This is a genomic window from Actinomadura xylanilytica (genome assembly GCF_030283145.1).
Taxonomy (GTDB): domain Bacteria; phylum Actinomycetota; class Actinomycetes; order Streptosporangiales; family Streptosporangiaceae; genus Spirillospora; species Spirillospora xylanilytica.
The window spans coordinates 890,368-911,856 of sequence record NZ_JASNWE010000001.1 but is presented as its reverse complement, the minus strand read 5'-3'; the positions used below and the strand labels follow the sequence as shown (position 1 = coordinate 911,856).

Genomic DNA, 21,489 nt, shown 5'->3' with positions numbered 1-21,489 from the left:
ATCAAGGCACCGCCCCGGGTGCGCCAGAATGGGCGGGTGACCCTTTACCGCGACGAAGGCGTCGTCCTCCGCACCCAGAAGCTGGGCGAGGCCGACCGCATCGTCACGGTGCTGACCCGCCGCGGCGGCCGGATCCGCGCGGCGGCCAAGGGGGTCCGCAAGACCAAGTCCCGGTTCGGGGCGCGGCTGGAGCCGTTCACCCATGTCGACCTCCAGCTGTACGAGCGGCGCTCGCTCGACCTGATCACGCAGGCCGAGACCCTCAGGCCGTACGGGGAGCACCTGGTCACCGACTATCCCCGCTACACCTCGGGCACGGCGATGCTGGAGACCGCCGAGAAGCTCACCAGCGAGGAGGGGGAGCCGGCGCTCCGCCAGTTCCTGCTGCTGGTGGGCGGGCTGCGCACCCTGGCCGAGCGGGGGCACGACCCTCGCCTGGTGCTGGACGCCTACCTGCTGCGGTCGCTGTCGGTCGCGGGCTGGGCGCCCGCGCTCGACGAGTGCTGCCGCTGCGGGACTCGCGGCGGGCTGCGCGGATTCGCCATCGCGTCGGGCGGCGCGGTGTGCGCCCGGTGCCGGCAGCCGGGGGCGGCCACGCCCGCCCCGCCGACGTTCGCGCTGATGCTGGCGCTGCTGCGCGGCGACTGGGAGTACGCCGACGGGAGCGACCCGCGCCACCGGGTGGAGTGCAGCGGCCTCGTCGCCGCCTACCTGCAATGGCATCTGGAGCACGGCATCAGGTCCCTCAGGCATGTGGAGCGCGAGGGCGACCGCCCCAGGGTCGTCGCCCCCGCCCGCGCCCCCGCGCCTGGAGGGGACCTTCCGAACGACCCGGGCTACCCGGGCTACCCGGACGACCCGGGCTACCCGGACGATCCCGGTTACCCGGACGATCAGGGGTACCCCGGTGATCGGGGCCACCCGGACGGGGCGGGATACCGCGCCGGTCCGGGCGACAGTGACGACACGATCGACAGGGAGAGAGTGTGAGAAGGGCCGTATCGCCTCCGGATCCGCACAGGGACGGCGCCCGTCCGCCGGCGATCCCCACCGACCTGGTGCCCCGGCACGTGGCCATCGTCATGGACGGCAACGGCCGGTGGGCCAAGGGGCACGGGCTCCCGCGCACCGAGGGGCACAAGCGGGGGGAGGACTCCCTCTTCGACGTGATCATGGGGGCGATCGAGCTCGGCGTCCCGTACCTGTCGGCGTACGCCTTCTCCACCGAGAACTGGCGGCGCTCGCCCGAGGAGGTGCGCTTCCTGATGGGCTTCAACCGCGACGTGATCCGGCGCCGCCGCGACCAGCTGAACGCGATGGGCGTGCGGGTGCGGTGGGCGGGACGGCGGCCCAGGCTCTGGCGCAGCGTCATCAGCGAGCTGGAGACCGCCGAGGAGATGACGCGTGACAACGACGTGCTCACCTTGCAGTTCTGCGTGAACTACGGTGGCCGCGCCGAGATCGCCGACGCCGCCGCGGCCATCTCCCGGGACGTGCGGGACGGGCGGCTCAACCCGGACAAGATCACCGAGAAGGTGTTCGCCCGCTACCTGTACGAGCCCGGGATCCCCGACGTCGACCTGTTCCTGCGCTCGTCGGGGGAGCAGCGGACCTCCAACTTCCTGCTGTGGCAGTCGGCGTACGCCGAGATGGTCTTCCTCGACACGCTGTGGCCCGACTTCGACCGGCGGCACCTGTGGCACGCCTGCGAGCTCTACGCCTCCCGCGACCGGCGGTACGGCGGGGCGGTGCCCAACCCGGTCGAGCCAGCGCCCGCCGGCTGACCTTCCCGCGGCGCCACTTACTCGGCATTCCCTACTTGATTAGTTGCATTAGGGGTCCGGCCTGCGTACGTTCGTTGCCATGCCGCACCAGGTCCTGGAGCCAGTCCGCCCTGAGGTCAGCCCGGTCGCGGGCCGGATCGGCGCCGTGGTCACCCGCGTCCGGCTGTCGGGCGACCTGCCCGAGCGGGTGGTGGCGGAGCTCGGCCGGGCACTGCTCCGCCACCGGGTGCTCTTCTTCCGCGATCAGCACCACCTCGACGCCGCGGGCCAGGCGCGGTTCGCGCGGCGCCTCGGCGAGCCCGCCGCGTGCTGCGGCGACGGCCGCGCCGACGCGTGGCACACCGACGGCACGTTCGCCGAGCGTCCGCCCAAGGCGATGCTGATGCGCGCGATCGAGGTGCCGCGGCACGGCGGCGACACCGTGTGGGCCAACACCGCCGCGGCGTACGAGGACCTGCCCGCCGAGCTGCGGGAACTGGCCGACCGGCTCTGGGTGCTGCACGGGCACGGGGACGCGCGGGCCGAGCACCCCCTCGTCCGGGTGCATCCCGAGACGGGGGAGCGGGCGATCCTGCTCGGCGGCTTCGCCCGTTCGATCGTGGGCCTGAGCAGCCGGGCCGACTCCGGGGCCCTCATCAGGCTGTTCCAGGAGCACGTCACCCGGCTGGAGAACACCGTCCGGTGGCGCTGGGCGCCCGGTGACGTGGCCGTCTGCGACAACCGGGCGACGCAGCACCGCGTGGTGCAGGACTTCGGCGGCCGGCCGCGGCTGCTGTGGCGGGTCGCCGTCGGCGGCGACGTGCCGGTGCCGGTGCCGGTGGACGGACGGTCCGGCGCGGCCCGTCCACCGGCGGCGGGCGGCTAGACCAGCGCCGCGTCGAGCGTGATCGTGGTGCCGGCCAGCGCCTTGCTGACCGGGCAGCCGGCCTTGGCGTCCTGCGCGGCCTTCTCGAAGTCGCCCGCGGACAGCCCCGGCACGCTGGCGCGGACCGTCAGGTGGATTCCGGTGATGCCCTCGCCGGGCTGGAAGGTGACCTCGGCCTTGGTGTCGACCTTCTCCGGCGGCGTGCCGGCACCGGCCAGGCCGTGCGAGAGCGCCATCGAGTAGCAGGTGGAGTGGGCCGCCGCGATGAGCTCCTCGGGGCTGGTCTTCCCGTTCGGCTCCTCGGCCCGCGACGGCCAGTTCACCTCGAACGTGCCGATCTTCGAGGAATCGAGCGCGACCGTGCCCTGGCCGCCCATCAGCGGCCCTTCCCAATGCGCGTTTGCGGTGCGTGTCGTTGCCATGACGGTGATTGTCCCCCATCGCGGTTCCGCCCGCGCGGCCCCGGTCGCCCGGCGCGGCGGCGGCGCGCGGCCGGACGGCGGAGAGGTGGACGGCGGGGCGGTCAGGCGGCGCAGGCGGCGCAGGTGCCGAAGACCTCGACGGTGTGGGTGATGTTCACGAAGCCGTACTCGGCGCCGATCGCCTCGGCCCAGCGCTCGACCGCCGGGCCCTCGACCTCGACGGTCCGGCCGCAGTCGCGGCAGACCAGGTGGTGGTGGTGCTCCTCGGTGCGGCAGGCGCGGTAGACGGCCTCGCCGTCGTCGGTGCGCAGCACGTCGACCTCGCCGGAGTCGCTGAGCGCCTGGAGCGCCCGGTAGACGGTGGTGAGGCCGATCTTGGAGCCGTCGGCGCGGAGGTCGGCGAAGATGTCCTGCGCGCTGCGGAAGCCCTCGCAGTCGGCCAGCACCTGCCGCACCGCGTTCCGGCGGGTCGTCGTCATCCCCCAAGCACCTCCGCCTCGGCTTCCACACCCGACCGTGCCGCGGCCGGGGCGGCGCGCCTGCGCCGCACCACCGTGCCCCCCACCGCCGCCGCGACGAACACCGCGAGCGCCAGCAGCACGATCGAGGGGCCCGGGGGGAGATCGTACTGGAAGGAGCCCGCCAGCCCCGATACCGCCGACAGTACACCGATGCCCATGGCCAGCAGCATCGTGCTCCTGAACCCCCGGGTGAGCTGCTGCGCCGCCGCGACCGGCACCACCATCAGCGCGCTGACCAGCAGCAACCCGATCGCGCGCATCGCGATCACCACGGTGATCGCGGCGGTGGCGGCGATCAGGATGCTCAGGAACCGGGTCGGCAGGCCCGCCGCGCGCGCCACCTCCTCGTCCTGGCACAGCAGGAACAGCTCGCGGCCGAACAGCGTCACGATGCCGAGCACCACGACCGCCAGCCCGGCCACCACGTACAGGTCGGTGGCCGACACGCTGCTGATCGACCCGAACAGGTACGACTGGAGGCTGGTCCCGCCGCCCTCCGCGCCGGTCAGGATCACGCCGCCGGCCAGCCCGCCGTAGAACAGCAGGGCCAGCACGACGTCGGCGCCGCTGCGGCTGCGGCTGCGCAGCACCTCGATCGCCACCGCGCCGAGCACCGAGACCACCAGCGCGCCGAGGACGGGGGAGGAGCCGGTGAGCAGGCCGAGCCCGATGCCGGTCAGCGCGATGTGGCCGATGCCGTCGCCGAGCAGCGAGAGCTTGCGCTGGACGATGAACGTGCCGACCGCCGGGGCGGTCAGCCCGATGAGCACCGCCATGACCAGGGCGACGCGCATGAAGTCGTACTGGAACATCTCGATCATGCGCTCTGTCCCGTCGTCCGGGCCGTCCGGCCGGTGTGGTCCGCGCGGACGGCGCGGCCGTGCTCGAGGACGAGGGTGCGGGTGATGAGCGGCTCCAGCGGGCCGAGCTCGTGCGCGACCAGGACCACCGTGCGCCCGGCCGCCGCCAGCTCGCGCAGCGTCCCGGCGAGGGCCGCCTGGCTGGCCGCGTCGACGCCCGCGGTGGGCTCGTCCAGCACGAACACGTCCGGCTCGCCCGCCAGCGCGCGGGCGATCAGCACCCGCTGCTGCTGGCCGCCCGACAGCAGGTGCGCCGAGTCGCGCGCGCGTCCGGCCAGGCCGACGGCCTCCAGGGCGCGGTCGACGGCGGCGCGGTCGGCGGCGGAGGTGGGACGCCAGCGGGACTGCCGCGCGACGCGCCCGGACGACACGACCTCCCGGACGGTCGAGGGCACCCCGCCGCCCATCGGCAGCCGCTGCGGGACGTACCCGACGCGCTTCCAGTCGCGGAACCGGGCGGGCGCCGAGCCGTAGATCTCGGTCCGGCCGGCCGACAGCGGGACCAGCCCGAGCAGCGCCTTCACCAGGGTGGACTTGCCGGCGCCGTTGGGGCCCATCACGGCGAGCAGGTCGCCGGGGCCGACCCGCAGGTCGATGCCGTCCAGCACCTCGCGGCCGTCGCGCCGCACCCGGCCGCCGGTCATCTCGAACGGCGCCGTCCCGGCCGCCGCCGTCGTCATGAGCACTCCAGCGCGGGCCGCAGCGTCTCGAGGTTCCTCTTCATGATCGACAAGTAGTCGTCCGGAGAGCCCGGCCCGACGCCCTCGGCGGGGTCCAGGACCGCGGTCCTCACCCGGGCCTCCTTGGCGAGCGTCTCGGCGACCTTCGGGCTGACCAGCGTCTCGGTGAACACCGTGGTCGCGCCCGCCGACCCGATCCGCCCGGTCAGCTCGGCGAGCCGCTTGGGCGACGGCTCGGCGGACGGGTCCACTCCGGCGATCGGGATCTGCCGCAGCCCGTACCGCTCGGCCAGGTACCCGAACGCGGCGTGCGCGGTGACGATCGACGTGCGCTTGCAGGACCTCAGCCCGTCCTTGAAGCTCCGGTCGAGCGCGGTGAGTTCGGCGGCCACCGCCGCGGCGCGGCTCTTGTAGCCGTCGGCGTGCGCGGAGTCGGCCGCGGCGAGCCTGCCGCCGAGGGCGGTGGCGACGGTGGCCATCCGGCTCGGGTCGAGCCAGATATGCGGGTCGTAGTCGACGTCGTGCTCGTGGTCGTGCTCCTCCTCGCCGCCGGACACGGCGGGCAGCGTCGTGACCACGCTCGCCGCGTCGAGCGAGCCGTCCTTGGCGTGCTTGCCCACCGCCTGGTCCACGGCGGGCTGCACGCCCTTGACGTACACCGCGAGGTCGGCCTTGCCGACGGCGCCGACCTGCCGTGGCGTCAGCTCCAGGTCGTGCGGCTCGGCACCGGGCTTGGTGAGGGTCTGCACCGAGGTCTCGGGGCCGCCGATCCGCTCGGCCAGCCAGGCGACGGGGTAGAACGAGGCGACGACCTGGGTCCTGCCGTCCGAGGCCGCGCCGCCGCCGCAGGCGGTCAGCCCGGCGAGACCGGTGAGGGCCAGCGCGGTCAGCGGGAGGACGCGGAACGGCGTACGGGAGGTGAACACCAGCCAAGTATGAATGAAGATGAAAATGATTGTCAAAATCGGTCGATAACGTGACCGACCACGCCCGCCGCTAGGGCCACCAGCGCCGCGACCCGCAGCAGCCGGCCGGGCCGGTCGAGCGCGGGCCAGTTGAGGTAGGCGAACCAGCCCAGCCCCACCAGCAGCGCCAGCAGCCCGGCCGCGCCCACCCAGCCGGACCCGGCCACCCCCGCCAGCAGCAGCGCGAAGACCACCGCGAGCAGCACCCCGCGCGGCAGCCCGTGCAGGTAGAGCACCGGTTTGGCGCTCCACCGCTCCACCATCGACCGCATCCCCGAGGTGTCCTGAGTCTCCATCCGTCTTAACGTACGCCAGGATGGACCGATGATCGCGATTACCCGGTACCGCGTGCCCGCCGAAGAGTCCGACGGCTTCGCCGAGCAGATGGGCGCGGTGCTGGAGACGCTGTCCGGAAGCCAGGGATACCGGTCCGGCCGGCTCGCCCGCACCATCGACGACCCCGGGCTGTGGGCGCTGGTGACCGAATGGGACGGGGCGGGCTTCTACCGCCGCGCGCTCGGCGCCTACGAGGTGCGCGTCCGCTTCATGCCGCTCGCCGTCATGGCGGTGGACGAGCCCGGCGCCTACGAGATCGTCGCCTCCCACTGAGCACCGCCTCCGGCGTCGCCGGGCGGCCCCGCCGGGTCAACGTAGGGCAACCGGCGGCCAATAAGCCGCCGTCCCCGGTTTCGCCCCCGGCCGCGCCGGTGATCACTGCCGCATCGTGATCATCACGTCGCGCGGTCGGCGGGGTAACGACCCGCCCCCTGGGACGCGGCGAACCGGGGGAGTTGTATGCGTTATGGCGCCCTGCTCATCGGACTGCTCGGGACGGCGGCGGCCGTACCGCTCGTCGCCGGCTTCCGGCCGTCCGCCCCGGGGCCCGCGGCCCGGCCGTCCGCCCCGCTGACCGGGACCGTCGCGTACCGGGGGGTGCGCGTTCCGGTCCCCGCGGGCTGGGAGGTGCACCGCCTGGACCGCGACCCGGACCGCTGCGTCCGCTTCGACCGGCACGCGATCTACCTCGGCGGTCCGGGCCCGCGCCCCGACTGCCCGGCCCGGGTGATCGGCGGCACCGAGGCGCTCTGGATCGAGCCCCTCGGCGGAGCGTCCGCCAAGCGCACGGGCGCGGTCCGCGCCGACCGGCTCGCGCGGCACACCGTCCAGGCCACCGGCGCGCATGAGGAGCGGCTGGCCCTGCCCGAGGCGGGCGTCACGATCACCGGTACGTACGGGACGGATCCGGCGGCGCTCCAGCGGACGCTTCGCGCCACCCGCCTCACCACCACCTGGCCGGACGAGCCCGTGCCCACCTCGGATCCCACGGAGGCCCCCGAGCCTACGACCTCAGGGAGCGCAGGGGACGCGCCGGACGCGGAGCCGAAGTCCGGGCAGGAGGCGCCGCTGCCGAACTGGGCCTCCGGGGAGGGCTTCGACATCTGCGCGGCCCCGGCCGTCTCGACGATGAAGGCTTGGCGGCGCGCCTACGGGATCGCCAATATCTACATCGGCGGCGCGGCCCGCGGCTGCGCCCAGCCCAACCTCACGCGCGCGTGGGTGCGGACCGTCCGGCGCATGGGTTACCGGCTGATCCCCACCTACGTCGGCCTCCAGGCGCCGTGCAGCAAGTACAAGAGCCGTATCACCGCCGCGAACGCCGCGGCGGAGGGGGCGGACGCGGCCGAGGACGCCGTCCGGCGCGCCCGCGCGCTCGGCATACCGCGCCGCCAACCCCTCTACTTCGACATCGAGGGGTATGACACCGGCGACGACGCGTGCAGTGAGGCTGTCATGAGCTTTCTGGACTCCTGGACGACGAAGCTGAAGGCCGCACGGTACGTCCCCGGCGTTTACAGCAGCCTGTCCTCAGGAATCCGCGATCTGGGCAAGGCGCGCGGTATCACCAAGCCCACGGCGATCTGGTTCGCCCACTGGGACGGAGACACCGCCGTCTACGACACCCCCGACCTGCCGGACGAATGGTGGCCGCCGCACCGTCGTATCAAGCAGTACCGCGGCGGGCACAAGGAGAAGCACGGCGGCGTCACCCTCAACGTCGACAGCAACGCGGTCGACGGGCGGGTCTATTGAACGTCCGCCTGGGAAATCCCAGACGGGCCGTATGTTCGCCATGTCCGCGTCCGAGAGGCCGTTCGGGTGCTCTAAGCTGGGGAATGCTCTGGAGCGCCGGGGAAAGACCGCGTTCCACGGCACCACACAGGGGAATCGCACTCGCCTCGGCCCGCCGTCTCCGGCAAGGGCCGAGTCCGCCGCCTTCGTGGCGGAACCCGCTCGCCGTTTCCGCGGCGATGGGGCGTCCGATATCGTCCCGCCGACTGCCAGCCGGATGGAGAATGCTCATGGCACGCCGTTCCGACGTGTTGGACACGATCGTCAACCTCGCCAAGCGGCGGGGTCTGGTCTACCCGTCGAGTGAGATCTACGGCGGACTGCGCGCCTCCTGGGATTATGGCCCGCTCGGCGTCGAGCTGAAGAACAACGTCAAGCGCCAGTGGTGGAAGTCCATGGTGCAGGGCCGCGACGACGTCGTGGGCCTCGACTCCTGCGTGATCCTCGCGCGGGAGGTCTGGGAGGCCAGCGGGCACGTCAACGCGTTCGTCGACCCGCTCACCGAGTGCCAGTCGTGCCACAAGCGGTTCCGCGCCGACCACCTCGAAGAGGCCTACGAGGCCAAGCACGGCCGCCCGCCGGCCGCCGGCCTGGCCGACCTGAGCTGCCCCAACTGCGGGGTGAAGGGCTCCTTCACCGAGCCGAAGATGTTCAACGGGCTGCTCAAGACCTACCTCGGCCCGATCGAGGACGAGTCGGGGCTGGCCTACCTGCGGCCGGAGACCGCGCAGGGCATCTTCATCAACTACCTCAACGTGCAGCAGTCGGCCCGCCGCAAGGTGCCGTTCGGCATCGGGCAGGTGGGCAAGTCGTTCCGCAACGAGATCACGCCCGGCAACTTCATCTTCCGGACCCGCGAGTTCGAGCAGATGGAGATGGAGTTCTTCGTCAAGCCCGGCAGCGACGAGGAATGGCACCAGTACTGGATCGACGAGCGCATGCAGTGGTACGTCGACCTCGGCATCCGCAAGGAGAACCTGCGGCTGTTCGAGCACCCGGCCGACAAGCTGTCGCACTACTCCAAGCGCACCGTCGATGTGGAGTACCGCTTCGACTTCGTCGGCAGCGAGTGGGGCGAGCTGGAGGGTATCGCCAACCGCACCGATTACGACCTGACCACGCACGGCAAGGCGTCCGGCACCGACCTGTCGTATTTCGACCAGGAATCGGGCGACCGGTTCGTCCCGTACGTGATCGAGCCCGCGGCGGGCGTCGACCGCTGCACACTGACGTTCATGATGGACGCCTACGCCGAGGACGAGGCGCCCAACGCCAAGGGCAAGCTGGAGAAGCGCACGGTCATGCGGCTCGACCGGCGGCTCGCCCCGGTCAAGATCGCGGTGCTGCCGCTGTCGCGCAACTCCGACCTGTCGCCGAAGGCCCGCGACCTGGCGGCCCTGCTGCGCAAGAACTGGAACGTCGACTTCGACGACGCGGGCGCGATCGGCCGCCGCTACCGCCGCCAGGACGAGATCGGCACCCCCTTCTGCGTCACCGTCGACTTCGACACCCTTGAGGACGACGCGGTGACCGTCCGGGAGCGCGACACGATGAGCCAGGAGCGCATCTCGCTCAGCCAGGTCGAGTCGTTCCTCGCCGCGCAGCTCATCGGCTGCTGACCGGCGGCCGGCCGGGGGCCGGCCGCCGCAGGACGCCGTGCGGGCCGTCCCTCCCAGCCGTTCGGGAGGGACGGCCCTTCCTCGTCTTCCGGCCTTGACGGGACGCGGCGGAATCGGCTTGTGAGGCCGGTCGCCGTCATGGGCTACGGTGACGAGGGACCGACCGATCGCCGACAGGAGGCTGCGCGTGCGCGACCCCCGGCGATCACCCCTGCCCCGCGACGAGCGCGGACGGCTGGCCCGGCTGCTGGTCATCGCGCTGGGCCTGCTCGGTTTCGTGGCCGTCCCGGCCGGCGCGGCCGTCCCCGCGGGGCCCGGTCAAGGCGCCGCCCAGGCGGCCGTCCAGACGGCCGGGCCGAACGCGCCCGGCCGCAGCCGGACGGCCCCCCGGTCGAGTCCGGCCACGCGTACCGAAGCGGCGGTCGCGGCCGTCGTGCGGCAGGTGTCCGGGGCGTCCGTCCCGGCCCCGGCCGTCGCCGCCCCGCCCGCCGGCGTCGACGTGCGCCCGCCGTCCGGACGGGCCGTCCGCCGCGCGATGGCCGCCGAGCCGTTTGTGGCCGCCCTGCCGGGCGCGCCCCGGGGACGCGCGCCGCCCCTTCCCGCACTGATCTGACGGTTCCTGTCCGATCGGCGTCCGGGGTCCGCGCGGGCCCCGGACGCCGGTGGCCGCGGTGCCGCCCGTCCCGCGTGCGCGGACGGCGGCGCCGGGCCCCGTGTGGAGGTCTCCCCTTGTCTCGCGCCAATGTGGTGCGGGCGGTACTGGCGTTCGCCGTGCTCGCCGCATCGCTGTACTTCGCCCTGTCCGAACCCGCCCGCCTCGGCCTCGACCTGCGCGGCGGCACCCAGATCGTGCTGGAGACGCAGGACTCGCCGTCGGTCAAGGCCGGCCGCGCGTCCACCGACCGCGCCAAGGAGGTGCTGCACCGCCGGATCGACGCGCTGGGCGTCGCCGAGTCGTCGATCACCCGGTCCGGGGACCGGCGGATCATCGTCGAGCTGCCCGACGTCCAGGACCCGGCCCGCGCCGCCGCCGTGATCGGCAGGACCGCCCAGCTCACCGCGCACCCCGTCCGGGCGAGCGCGCAGGCCCCGCCGGGCGCGGGCGAGCGGGTCCTGCCGGACGAGCGGGGACGGCCGATCATGCTCGGCCCGGCCGCCCTGACCGGCGACGGCATCGGCTCGGCCGCTGCCTCGTTCGACCCGCAGAACCTGAGCGGCTGGGCGGTCGACATCGGCTTCCGCGGGGACGGCGGCCGGACGTGGGAGGCGCTCACCGCCAAGAGCGCCTGCGCGGTGGGCGACGAGCGTCGCGTCGCGATCGTGCTGGACGGCAAGGTGATCTCCTCGCCGCAGGTCACCGAGCAGGTCGGCTGCGGCGTCGGCATCACCGGCGGGTCCACCCAGATCACCGGGGACTTCGGCGCCGAGGAGGCCAAGGACCTGGCCGCCCTGGTGGAGGGCGGCTCGCTGCCCGTCCCGGTGAAGACCATCGAGCAGCGGGTCGTCGGGCCCACCCTCGGCGACGCCGCGATCCAGGCCAGCGCGCAGGCCGCGCTGATCGGCGTGGCGCTGACCGGGCTGTTCATCATCGCCGTCTACCGGCTCGTCGGCGCCCTGGCCGCGATCGCGCTGGCCTGCTACGCGCTGATCTCCTACGCGGCGCTGGTCGCGATCGGCGCGACGCTGACGCTGCCGGGGCTCGCCGGGTTCGTGCTGGCCATCGGGATGGCGATCGACGCGAACGTGCTGGCGTTCGAACGGGCCAGGGAGGAGTACGCGGCGGCGCCCCGGCGCGGCCTGCGGTCGGCGCTGAGCACCGGCTTCACCCGCGCCTGGTCGGCGATCGCCGACTCCAACATCACCACCCTGCTCGCCGCCGGGCTGCTCTTCTTCCTGGCGTCCGGGCCGGTGAAGGGCTTCGGCGTCACGCTGTCGATCGGCGTGCTCGGCTCGCTGGTGTCGGCGATGCTGCTGAGCCGCGTCCTCACCGAGTCGGCCCTCGGCCGCCGCGCCGTCGCCCGCCGCCCCGGCCTGACCGGTCTGGGCTCCACCGGCCGCGTCCGCGACCGGCTGGAACGCCGCCGTCCCGACCTGATGGGACGGAGCCGGCTCTGGCTGGCGATCTCCGGGCTGGCCGTCGTGCTCGCCGTCACCGGGATCTTCGCGCGCGGGCTGAACTGGGGCGTGGAGTTCACCGGGGGGCGCCTGGTCGAGTACTCCACGAGCCGCCACGTGGACATCGACACCGCCCGCGCCGCCGTCTCCGGCGCCGGGTTCCCGCGCGCCGTCGTCCAGACGTCCGGCAAGGACGGCATCGCCGTGCGGACCGAGAAGCTCGACAACGCGGAGGAGAAGCGGGTCCAGGAGGCCCTCGCGGCGAAGGGCGGGCAGGCGGTCAAGCAGCGGGACGAGCTGATCGGCCCCAGCCTCGGCGCGGAGCTGCGGACCAAGGCGCTCATCGCGCTCGGCGTCGCGCTGCTGGCGCAGCTGGCCTACCTGGCGATCCGGTTCCGCTGGACGTTCGGGCTGGGCTCGGTGCTCGCCATGTTCCACGACGTGGTGATCGTCGCCGGGACGTTCGCCTGGCTCGGCAAGCCGATCGACGGGGTCTTCCTGGCCGCGCTGCTCACCGTGATCGGCTACTCGGTGAACGACTCGGTGGTGGTGTTCGACCGGATCCGGGAGCTGTGGGGCGCCCGCCCCAAGGACCGCTTCGCCGACCTCGCCAACCTCGGCGCGCTGCAAACGGTCCCGCGGACCATCAACACCGGGATGGGCGCGCTCTTCATCCTGGCCGCGCTCGCCCTGCTCGGCGGCGACTCGCTGACCGACTTCGCGCTCGCGCTGCTGATCGGCATCGTCGTCGGCACCTACTCGAGCATCTTCACCGCCACCCCGCTGGCGATCGTCTTCGAGCGTTTCACCAAGGCGCCCGCGCCGACGCCGAAGACGTCCCGCCGTCCCGCAGCCCGCCGCCAACCCGGCGACTCGGGCGCCGTCGTCTGACCGTTCAGGGGGGCCGCCGGAGCCCGGCGGCCCCCCTGAACGGGAGGCGGGACGAGGGTCAGTCGGGCAGGACCGAGCGCTTCAGGGGCCCGCTCGTTCCCTCGACGAGGCAGAACGCCAGGCGGTAGCCGAAGGACCATCCGCGCTTGGTCGGCGGCGCGACCAGCAACTCGACCGGAACCGGCGACGGGTGCGAGTCGAACGCCGCCGCCTGACGGCGCACGCAATCGGCCGAGGCCTTCTTCCTGACCTCCTGGACTCCCGGCCAGGTACCGGCGGGGAAGCGGTGCACGCCGACCACTTGGTGCTTGTGCGGCTTGGTGCAGGACATGATGCGGATGGTCACGGAGTTGTTGGAATCCCAGTTCCTCATGCAGTCGCCCACCTGCACCTCCGGCCACGTCCTCAGGTCGGGATCGACGGTGCCCGCGAGCCGGGAGGTGAGGTTCTCCTCGCCGGAGTAGCGCATCGCGCAGGTCACGCCCCGTTCGCCCCGCTTCCAGAGGTTGCCGGTGGGGGCGATGGTGGAGAGGACCAGGTCGTCGGCGTACCGGCTCTTGGCGAGGCCGTCGCCGATGACCTTGTCGCATGCGGCCCCGGCGTCGGTGAACACCCGCTGTTCGCCGGGGAACGGGCCGTCCGGCAGCCGCGTCTTCGCGACGATCTCCCCGTGGTGCCGCTCATCGCAGGGCCGGGCCGTCACCACGCGGTCGCTCTTCTTGCCGGAGCCGTCGAAGCAGTCGCCGACCTTGAGCATGCCGATGAGCGTCTGGCCGCTCTTGGTGATGTCGCCGGACCCGTTCCGGTCCATATTGCGGGCCGAATCGTAGGCGACGAGGGCGAGGCCCGCCACGACGAGCGGCAGCCAGACCGTGCCGGCCACGATCCCGCCGATCGCCAGGCCCTTCCCGCGCTCGCCGCGGCGGCCGATCTGGACCAGTGCCGCGATGCCGAATCCGATCGCGATGACCGTCCCGCCGATGATCGCGGTGACCAGCGCCACGATCGCGAACCGGTTCGTGCGCGCCGCCGCGTCCTGCACGGCGTGCGGCGGGACGGGCGGTCCGGCGTGCGGCGGCCCGTCCTGCGCGGGCGGTGCGGGCGGTGCGGACGGGGGATCCGGGGTGGACGGGGCGTCCGGGGCGGCCCAGTCCGGGGTGGAGGATGACGCCGGGAGGTTATCAGCGTTCGGTGGCACGGTCACAAGCGCGACATTAGCCACAAACCGCACGTCTGGCCTGGTCGTGGCCAAGTCGTGATCACGAATGCGGATCGGGGGACCGCCGGCGTTCGGCGGCCCCCCGATTGGGGTGGACAGGGGTCAGGCCAGGGGCGGCTGGCTCTCCTCGTTCTCGGCGCGGATCACCTGCATGACCGCGTTGATCAGGGCGAGGTGGGTGAACGCCTGCGGGAAGTTGCCCAGGTGCCGGCCGGTGTGCGGGTCGATCTCCTCGGCGTAGAGCTGCAACGGGCTGGCGTAGGAGAGGAGCTTCTCGCACAGGGCTCGCGCCCGCTCCAGCTCACCGATCATCACCAGCGCGCTGACCAGCCAGAACGAGCAGATCGTGAACGTGCCCTCCTCGGACTCGAACCCGTCGTCGGTCTCGGTGGCCCGGTACCGCAGCACCAGGTCGTCCTCCGACAGCTCGTCGGCGATCGCCAGGACGGTCTCGCGGACCCGCTTGTCGTCGGCGGGCAGGAACCCGAGCAGCGGGATCAGCAGCGAGGAGGCGTCCAGCGAGTCGGCGCCGTAGTGCGCGGTGAACACGCCCCGGTCGTCGAGCGCGTTGGCCAGCACGTCGGCGTGGATCTCGTCGGCCGCCTGCTGCCAGCGCAGGGCCCGCTCGTCGTCGCCGCGGATCCGGGCCAGCCGGGCGCCGCGCTCGGCGGCCACCCAGCAGAACACCTTGGAGGAGGTGAAGTGCTGCGGCGCGCCGCGCACCTCCCACATGCCGCAGTCGGGCGTCTTCCAGTTCGCGACGGCGTCGTCGACCTGCTTGACCACGATCTTCCAGAGCCGGTCGTCGAGCCGGTCGCGCTTGCGCACGAACAGGTAGACCGAGCCGATGATCGCGCCCCACACGTCGTGCTGGGCCTGCATGTACGCCTCGTTGCCGATGCGCACCGGGCGGGCGTTGTCGTAGCCGCTGAGGTGGTCGAGGGTGAACTCGGGCAGCTCCTCCCGGCCGTCCAGCCCGTACATGATCTGGAGCTTGCCCTCGGCGGCCTCGGCGACGTCGGTGATGAAGTAGAAGAAGTCGTTGGCCTCCCAGTCGTACCCGAGGGTGTAGAAGGCCCACAGCGCCATGGTGGAGTCGCGGATCCAGGTGTAGCGGTAGTCCCAGTTGCGGTCGCCGCCCGGTGTCTCGGGCAGCGAGGTGGTCGCCGCGGCGGCCACCGCCCCGGACGGGCCGAACGTCAGCCCCTTCAAGGTCAGGGCGCTGCGCTGGAGATGGCTCCGCCACGGGTGGTCGGGGAACTTGCCCCGGTCGAGCCAGTGCTGCCAGTGGTGCACCGTCCAGACGAGCCGTTCCTGCGCCTCCTCGTAGACCTCGGGCGGCGCGTGCTCGCTCCACGACAGCGCGACGAAGCGCGCGTCGCCCTGCTTGAGCAGGGTGCGGGAGGTGGCCAGCGAACCCTCGAAGCCGACGTTCATGTCGGTGGAGAGCCGCAGGTTGATCCCGTTCCCGCGCGCGACGGCCTCGTGGTACCCGGTGCCGGTGTGCTCCCAGCGGGCCGGGGTCTGGCCGTAGTCGAACACCGGCATGCAGTCGAGCCGCACCTGCGCCTGGCCGTTCACGCACCGGACCATGCGCAGCAGCACGTGGTCGGCGTCGTAGTCGGTGGGCGCGCGGCGGTGCGTGTGCGAGCGCTCGGTCTCATGGTGCCAGGGCCCCATGAGCAGCGCGTCGGTGACCACCAGCCAGCCCCCGTGCACCCACCAGGTGGTCTCCATCACCATCGTGCCCGGGATGTACCGCTGCGCGGCGGGCACCTCGACCCCCGCCGGGCCGACCCGGAAGTACCCGGCGTCCCGGTCGAGGATCGAGCCGAACACGCTGGGCGAGTCCATCTTCGGCAGGCACATCCACTCGATGTTCCCGCTCGGCGCGACCAGCGCGGTCGTCTCGCAGTCCGACAGGAAACCGAAATCGGCGATAGGGGCGAACGGGTCACCCGCCCGGCCACCGGCGACCTTGGGCCTCACAGCCTCACCTCCTTGATCCATCATTCCCTTCCCAACGCAATGGGTACGCCATATGACAACGGTGTTTCCCCGGCGACACGGCTGGAACGCGGCTAGTGGAATAGACCACTAGACCGGCATTGACCTGCAACGACGTACCGTTGCAGGACGGGCGTCGAACGAGGGCCGCCACCGCGGGTACAGTCCCCGCGAACAGGGCATCGGGCCCTTAACGCCCGGTGGAGCGCGGCGTGGCGCTCGACCGGCGGGGCCCCGCCGGCCCTGTCGTCGGGTGGAACCGGAGCGAGAAGGAGCTCCCCGTGCCGAAGTTCGTGTACGACTTCACTGAGGGAAACAAGGACCTCAAGGATCTGCTGGGTGGCAAGGGCGCCAACCTGGCCGAGATGACCAACCTCGGCCTCCCGGTGCCTCCTGGGTTCACGATCACGACGGAGAGCTGTAGGCACTACCTCGAACACGGGACACTGCCCGAAGGGCTCGCCGGCGAGGTGGACGCCCACCTGGCCGGCCTGGAGGCGGCGATGGGCAAGCGCCTCGGGCAGCCCGACGACCCGCTGCTGGTCAGCGTGCGCTCCGGCGCCAAGTTCAGCATGCCCGGGATGATGGAGACCGTCCTCAACATCGGGCTCAACGACGCATCGGTGCACGGCCTGGCCGCGCAGGCGGGTGACGAGCGGTTCGCGTGGGACTCCTACCGCCGCCTCATCCAGATGTTCGGCAAGACCGTGCTGGACATCGACGGGGAGCTGTTCGAGGACGCGATCGAGGCCGCCAAGGCCGCGCGCGGCGTCGCGGACGACGGCGGCCTGGACGCGGCCGACTTCCGGGCTCTCGTCGCGCGGTTCAAGGAGATCGTCCGCGAGCGCACCGGCCGCGACTTCCCGACCGACCCGCGCGAGCAGATGGACCTGGCGACCAAGGCCGTGTTCGACTCCTGGAACGCCGACCGCGCGGTGCTCTACCGCCGCCAGGAGCGCATCCCGGTCGACCTCGGCACCGCCGTCAACGTGTGCGCGATGGTCTTCGGCAACCTCGGCATGGACTCGGGCACCGGCGTCGCGTTCACCCGCGACCCCGCGAGCGGGCAGCAGGGCGTTTACGGCGACTACCTCCAGAACGCCCAGGGTGAGGACGTCGTCGCCGGCATCCGCAACGTCGTCGCGCTGACCGACCTGGAACGCATCGACAAGGACTCCTACGACCGGCTGCTCCAGATCATGGAGACGCTGGAGAACCACTACCTCGACATGTGCGACATCGAGTTCACGATCGAGCGCGGCCGGCTGTGGATGCTCCAGACCCGGGTCGGCAAGCGGACCGCCGCCGCCGCGTTCCGGATCGCCTGCCAGCTTCTCGACCAGGGCCTGATCGGCGCGGACGAGGCCGTGGACCGGGTCACCGGCGGGCAGCTCGCGCAGCTCATGTTCCCCCGCTTCGACGCCTCCCGGCTGGACGGCGTCCAGCGGCTCGGCAAGGGCATGAACGCCTCGCCGGGCGCCGCCGTCGGCAAGGTCGTGTTCACCTCTCCGCGGGCCGTCGAGCTCGCCGCGCGGGGCGAGCACGTCATCCTGGTCCGCCGCGAGACCAACCCCGACGACCTGTCCGGCATGGTCGCCGCGCAGGGCGTGCTCACCTCGCGCGGCGGCAAGACCTCGCACGCCGCCGTCGTGGCCCGCGGCATGGGCAAGACCTGCGTCTGCGGCGCCGAGGAGCTCGACGTCGACGTCAAGGCGGGCCGGTTCACCGCGCCCGGCGGCGTGGTCGTCGAGGAGGGCGAGGTCATCTCGATCGACGGATCGTCCGGCGAGGTCTTCCTCGGCGAGGTCCCGGTCGAGGACTCCCCGGTCGTCCGCTACTTCGAGGGCGAGCTGGCCCCGGCGGACGGCGGCGAACTCGTCCAGGCCGTGCACCGGCTGATGGCCCACGCCGACTCCCGGGCCCGGCTGGCGGTCCGCGCGAACGCCGACAACGCCGACGACGCCGCGCGCGCCCGGCGCTTCGGCGCCCGGGGCATCGGGCTGTGCCGCACCGAGCACATGTTCCTCGGCGATCGGCGGCAACTGGTCGAGAAGCTCATCCTGGCCGAGGACGGCGACGAGCGGCAGGCCGCGCTGGACGCCCTCGCGCCGCTCCAGCGGCAGGACTTCGAGGGCATCTTCGCCGCGATGGACGGGACGCCGGTCACCATCCGGCTCATCGACCCCCCGCTGCACGAGTTCCTCCCTGACCTGACTGAGCTCTCGGTCAAGGTGGCCCTCGCCGGTGACGGCGCCGAGCCCCAGGACCGGAGGCTGCTCGAAGCCGTCCACCGACTGCACGAGCAGAACCCTATGCTCGGACTCAGGGGAGTGCGTCTGGGTTTGGTGATTCCCGGACTTTTCTCCATGCAGGTGCGGGCGATCGCCGAGGCCGCCGCCGCCCGGTACGCGGCCGGCGGCGACCCGCGTCCCGAGATCATGATTCCGCTGGTCGGCGCGGTCCAGGAGCTGGAGGCCGTCCGCGAGGACGCGCTGGCGGTCCTGGAGCGGGTGCGGGAGGACACCGGGATCGACGTCCCGGCGCTGATCGGCACCATGATCGAGCTGCCCCGGGCCGCGCTGACCGCGGGGCAGATCGCCGAGGCCGCCGAGTTCTTCTCCTTCGGCACCAACGACCTCACCCAGACCACCTGGGGCTTCTCCCGCGACGACGTCGAGGCGGCGTTCTTCTCCCGCTACCTGGAGCTGGGGATCTTCGGCGCCTCCCCGTTCGAGACGCTCGACCGGGAGGGGGTCGGCCGGCTGATCCGCATCGCCGTGCAGGAGGGCCGCGCGACCCGGCCGGGGATCAAGCTCGGCATCTGCGGTGAGCACGGCGGTGACCCGGACTCGGTGCACTTCTGCCACGAGGTCGGTCTCGACTACGTGTCCTGCTCGCCGTTCCGCGTCCCGATCGCGCGGCTGGAGGCGGGGCGCGCGGCGATCGAGTCGGCGGGCAGCGACAGCCGCTGATCCGCCCGGCCACGGCGCGCCGTGCCGTCCGCGGAACCCCGGGCGCTCCGGGGCCTTGAATAGACTCAGGGTCCCGGAGCGCCGAGCGCTGCGCGGCACCGGACGTGTCGCGCGACACGCCGGAATCGAGAACCGCGGGCGTGCCTCCGGCCGTCTTACTAGCGTGACGACCGCGATGACGACACTGGAAGTAGAAGTGCCCGACTTCGAACCGGACAGGCCGGACGGATCGGCCGAACTGGACGAACCGGACGGGCCGACGGGGGACGGGGGCGGCGACCGCCCCCGCGGGCGGCGCCGCCCGCCCCGGCCGCGCTGGTTCGTGATCACGGTCTGCGTGCTGCTCGGGCTGGTCGCCGTCTGCGTGCTGACCCCGCTCGCGGTGGGCGGCCGGATCTGGTACCAGGCGCGGCAGGACGAGCGGCCGCGGTCGGACGCGATCATCGTGCTGGGCGCCGCGCAGTACAACGGCGTGCCCTCGCCGACCCTCCAGTGGCGGCTCCAACACGCCCTGGACCTCTACCGCAAGGGCGTCGCCCCCGCCATCGTCACCGTCGGGGGCCGGGCGCCCGGCGACAACTTCACCGAGGCCGAGGCCGGCCGGCGGTGGCTGGTCAAGAAGGGCGGGGTGCCGGCCGCCAAGGTGGTCGCCGTCCCCGAGGGGCGCGACACGCTGGAGAGCATGAAGGCCACCGGGAAGCGGTTCGCGAGCCTGCACTGGACGTCCGCCGTCATCGTCACCGACCCGTGGCACGGCCTGCGCTCCAAGCGGATGGCCTCGGACAACGGCATCGAAGCCGCCGCCTCCCCGACCCGCAGCGGCCCGAGCGTGCAGACCCGCGACACCCAGCTGAACTACATCGTCCGCGAGACCGGCGGCTACCTGTCGTACGTCCTGTTCGGCAAGAGCGTGCAGGTGCCCAGCGAGACCATCAAGACCACACCGACCGCCACGGGCCGGCGGTGATTCCCGCAGCACCCCCCGGTCCGGTCCGCGCGGTCGCCGCCGTCCGTACGCCCGCGCGCCATCGGGAGGGCCCGCGTCCCGCATACGCTGGGGCACGATGACCGACTACACCGACCACGACCGGGAGCGCTGGGCTCCCGAGCCCGCCAAGCGCCGCGACCGCACCGCCTTCGAACGCGACCGGGCCCGGGTGCTGCACAGCGCCGCACTGCGCCGCCTGGCGGCCAAGACCCAGGTCGCCTCGCCCGGCGCGGACGCCGCCGCCGACAACGTGCAGAGCCTGCGCACCAGGCTGACGCACTCGCTGGAGTGCGCGCAGGTCGGGCGGGAGCTCGGCAAGGCCCTCGGCTGCGACCCCGACCTGGTGGAGACGGCCTGCCTGGCGCACGACATCGGCCACCCGCCGTTCGGGCACAACGGTGAGGCGGCGCTGGACGTGGTCGCCCAGGACTGCGGCGGGTTCGAGGGCAACGCGCAGAGCCTGCGCGTCCTCACCCGGCTCGAACCCAAGTCGTTCGCCCCCGCCGGGCCGCCCCTCTACGGCCGCAGCGTCGGCCTCAACCTCACCCGCGCCGCCCTGGACGGCGTGATGAAGTACCCCTGGCACAAGGGCGCGTCCCGGACCCGCGCTTCCGGCGCGAGCGGGGGCGGCCCGTTCGGCGTCTACGACGACGACACCGACGCGGCGCTGTGGGCCCGTGAGGACGTGCCGTCCGGCCGGAGGTGCTTCGAGGCGCAGGTGATGGACTGGAGCGACGACGTCGCCTACTCCGTGCACGACCTCGAGGACGCGCTCGTCGCCGGGCACATCGACTTCGCCCGGCTCACCGACCCGGCCGAGCGCCGCGTCGTCGCCACCACCGCGATCAAGCTCTACTGCGCCGACGCCGACCCGGCCGAGCTGGAGGAGCGGTTCACCACGCTGCTGGCCGAGCCGTACTGGCCCGACCGCTACGACGGGACGCCGCGCACGCTGGCGGCGCTCAAGAACCTCACCAGCACGCTGATCGGCCGGTTCTGCATGGCCGCCGAGCACGCCACCCGCGCGGCGTACGGCGACAGCCCGCTCACCCGGTACGCGGCCGAGCTGATCGTCCCGCGCGCGCAGCGGCTGGAGTGCGCGTTGCTCAAGGGGATCACGGCGCACTACGTGTGGATCAGCCACGAGGAGATCAGGGCCCGGCAGCGGGAGCTGATCGTCGAGCTGGCCGAGCTGATGAGCGCCGGCGCGCCCGGCACCCTCGACCCGGGGTTCCGCGCCGCCTACATCGACGCCGCCGACGACGCCGCCCGCCTCCGCGCCGTCGTCGACCAGATCGCCTCGCTCACCGACCTCTCGGCGATCACCCGGCACCGGATCCTGAGCGGCTGATCCGCCGTCCGCCGGTGATCGCCGCGGATGAGCGGGGCATATCGCGCCAGATCGTCCCAATGTCAGGGCGGCTCCGGCCGATGCCCCGGCGCGGCGAAGT

At 72.8% G+C, this 21,489-nt stretch carries 18 protein-coding genes and 1 pseudogene; 11 read left to right on the top strand and 8 right to left on the bottom strand.

Going from position 1 to position 21,489, the window contains the following annotated elements; all coding sequences use genetic code 11:
- Positions 1-36: 36 nt before the first annotated feature.
- The 3 genes and pseudogenes from recO to QP090_RS04295 all read left to right on the top strand — a co-directional run.
- Positions 37-762 (top strand): annotated as a pseudogene (gene recO / locus QP090_RS04305) (DNA repair protein RecO); the annotation flags it as partial.
- Positions 763-986: 224 nt separating this feature from the next.
- Entirely contained in the window at positions 987-1,784 is a 798-nt protein-coding gene (locus QP090_RS04300; protein WP_285937132.1) for an isoprenyl transferase, read from the top strand.
- A gap of 79 nt (positions 1,785-1,863) precedes the next feature.
- A complete protein-coding gene (locus tag QP090_RS04295; RefSeq protein ID WP_285937131.1) occupies positions 1,864-2,649 on the top strand; it encodes a TauD/TfdA dioxygenase family protein in 786 nt (261 codons plus the stop codon).
- On the opposite strand, the gene QP090_RS04290 is transcribed toward QP090_RS04295, so the two are convergent.
- The 6 genes from QP090_RS04290 to QP090_RS04265 all read right to left on the bottom strand — a co-directional run bounded on the left by QP090_RS04290 (position 2,646) and on the right by QP090_RS04265 (position 6,393).
- Positions 2,646-3,071, bottom strand: a complete 426-nt coding sequence (locus tag QP090_RS04290; RefSeq protein ID WP_285937130.1) for an OsmC family protein — start codon at positions 3,069-3,071, stop codon at positions 2,646-2,648. The two genes, QP090_RS04295 and QP090_RS04290, sit on opposite strands and share 4 nt — an antisense overlap.
- 101 nt (positions 3,072-3,172) lie before the next feature.
- On the bottom strand, positions 3,173-3,550 hold the full coding sequence (locus tag QP090_RS04285) for a Fur family transcriptional regulator (protein ID WP_285937129.1): 378 nt from the start codon (positions 3,548-3,550) through the stop codon (positions 3,173-3,175).
- On the bottom strand, positions 3,547-4,413 hold the full coding sequence (locus QP090_RS04280; RefSeq protein ID WP_285937128.1) for a metal ABC transporter permease: 867 nt from the start codon (positions 4,411-4,413) through the stop codon (positions 3,547-3,549). Before QP090_RS04280 ends, QP090_RS04285 begins: the two co-directional genes overlap by 4 nt.
- Positions 4,410-5,132 (bottom strand): metal ABC transporter ATP-binding protein, encoded by a 723-nt coding sequence (locus QP090_RS04275; protein WP_285937127.1) that lies wholly within the window; start codon positions 5,130-5,132, stop codon positions 4,410-4,412. The genes QP090_RS04280 and QP090_RS04275 overlap by 4 nt, the downstream gene beginning before the upstream one ends.
- A complete protein-coding gene (locus QP090_RS04270; protein ID WP_285937126.1) occupies positions 5,129-6,058 on the bottom strand; it encodes a metal ABC transporter substrate-binding protein in 930 nt (309 codons plus the stop codon). Before QP090_RS04270 ends, QP090_RS04275 begins: the two co-directional genes overlap by 4 nt.
- A 32-nt stretch (positions 6,059-6,090) precedes the next feature.
- Entirely contained in the window at positions 6,091-6,393 is a 303-nt protein-coding gene (locus QP090_RS04265; protein ID WP_285937125.1) for a DUF6703 family protein, read from the bottom strand.
- Positions 6,394-6,421: 28 nt separating this feature from the next.
- Between QP090_RS04265 and QP090_RS04260 the strand changes: the two genes are divergently transcribed.
- From QP090_RS04260 to secD, 5 genes are all read left to right on the top strand, one after another.
- Complete coding sequence (locus tag QP090_RS04260) at positions 6,422-6,706, top strand: antibiotic biosynthesis monooxygenase family protein (protein ID WP_285937124.1); 285 nt, start codon at positions 6,422-6,424, stop codon at positions 6,704-6,706.
- Between the two features lie 186 nt (positions 6,707-6,892).
- Positions 6,893-8,188, top strand: a complete 1,296-nt coding sequence (locus QP090_RS04255) for a DUF1906 domain-containing protein (RefSeq protein WP_285937123.1) — start codon at positions 6,893-6,895, stop codon at positions 8,186-8,188.
- A gap of 269 nt (positions 8,189-8,457) precedes the next feature.
- A complete protein-coding gene (locus tag QP090_RS04250; protein WP_285937122.1) occupies positions 8,458-9,846 on the top strand; it encodes a glycine--tRNA ligase in 1,389 nt (462 codons plus the stop codon).
- Positions 9,847-10,033: 187 nt separating this feature from the next.
- Positions 10,034-10,459: a hypothetical protein gene (locus tag QP090_RS04245; RefSeq protein WP_285937120.1), complete on the top strand. Its 426-nt coding sequence runs from the start codon at positions 10,034-10,036 to the stop codon at positions 10,457-10,459.
- Positions 10,460-10,575: 116 nt separating this feature from the next.
- Entirely contained in the window at positions 10,576-12,852 is a 2,277-nt protein-coding gene (secD, locus tag QP090_RS04240; protein ID WP_285937118.1) for a protein translocase subunit SecD, read from the top strand.
- A gap of 58 nt (positions 12,853-12,910) precedes the next feature.
- Here secD and QP090_RS04235 read toward each other — a convergent pair whose 3' ends face one another.
- Together QP090_RS04235 and QP090_RS04230 are read right to left on the bottom strand one after the other, a co-directional pair.
- Positions 12,911-14,056, bottom strand: coding sequence for a DUF4190 domain-containing protein (locus QP090_RS04235; protein WP_285937117.1), 1,146 nt, complete (start codon positions 14,054-14,056; stop codon positions 12,911-12,913).
- A gap of 117 nt (positions 14,057-14,173) precedes the next feature.
- Positions 14,174-16,060, bottom strand: coding sequence for a glycoside hydrolase family 15 protein (locus QP090_RS04230; RefSeq protein WP_285937116.1), 1,887 nt, complete (start codon positions 16,058-16,060; stop codon positions 14,174-14,176).
- A 299-nt stretch (positions 16,061-16,359) separates the two neighbouring features.
- On the opposite strand from QP090_RS04230, the gene ppdK reads away from it, so the two are divergent.
- The 3 genes from ppdK to QP090_RS04215 all read left to right on the top strand — a co-directional run bounded on the left by ppdK (position 16,360) and on the right by QP090_RS04215 (position 21,389).
- Positions 16,360-19,050, top strand: coding sequence for a pyruvate, phosphate dikinase (gene ppdK / locus QP090_RS04225; protein ID WP_285937115.1), 2,691 nt, complete (start codon positions 16,360-16,362; stop codon positions 19,048-19,050).
- Positions 19,051-19,225: 175 nt separating this feature from the next.
- Entirely contained in the window at positions 19,226-20,017 is a 792-nt protein-coding gene (locus QP090_RS04220) for a YdcF family protein (RefSeq protein ID WP_285937114.1), read from the top strand.
- Positions 20,018-20,114: 97 nt separating this feature from the next.
- Positions 20,115-21,389 (top strand): deoxyguanosinetriphosphate triphosphohydrolase, encoded by a 1,275-nt coding sequence (locus QP090_RS04215; RefSeq protein WP_285937113.1) that lies wholly within the window; start codon positions 20,115-20,117, stop codon positions 21,387-21,389.
- Positions 21,390-21,489 lie beyond the last annotated feature (100 nt).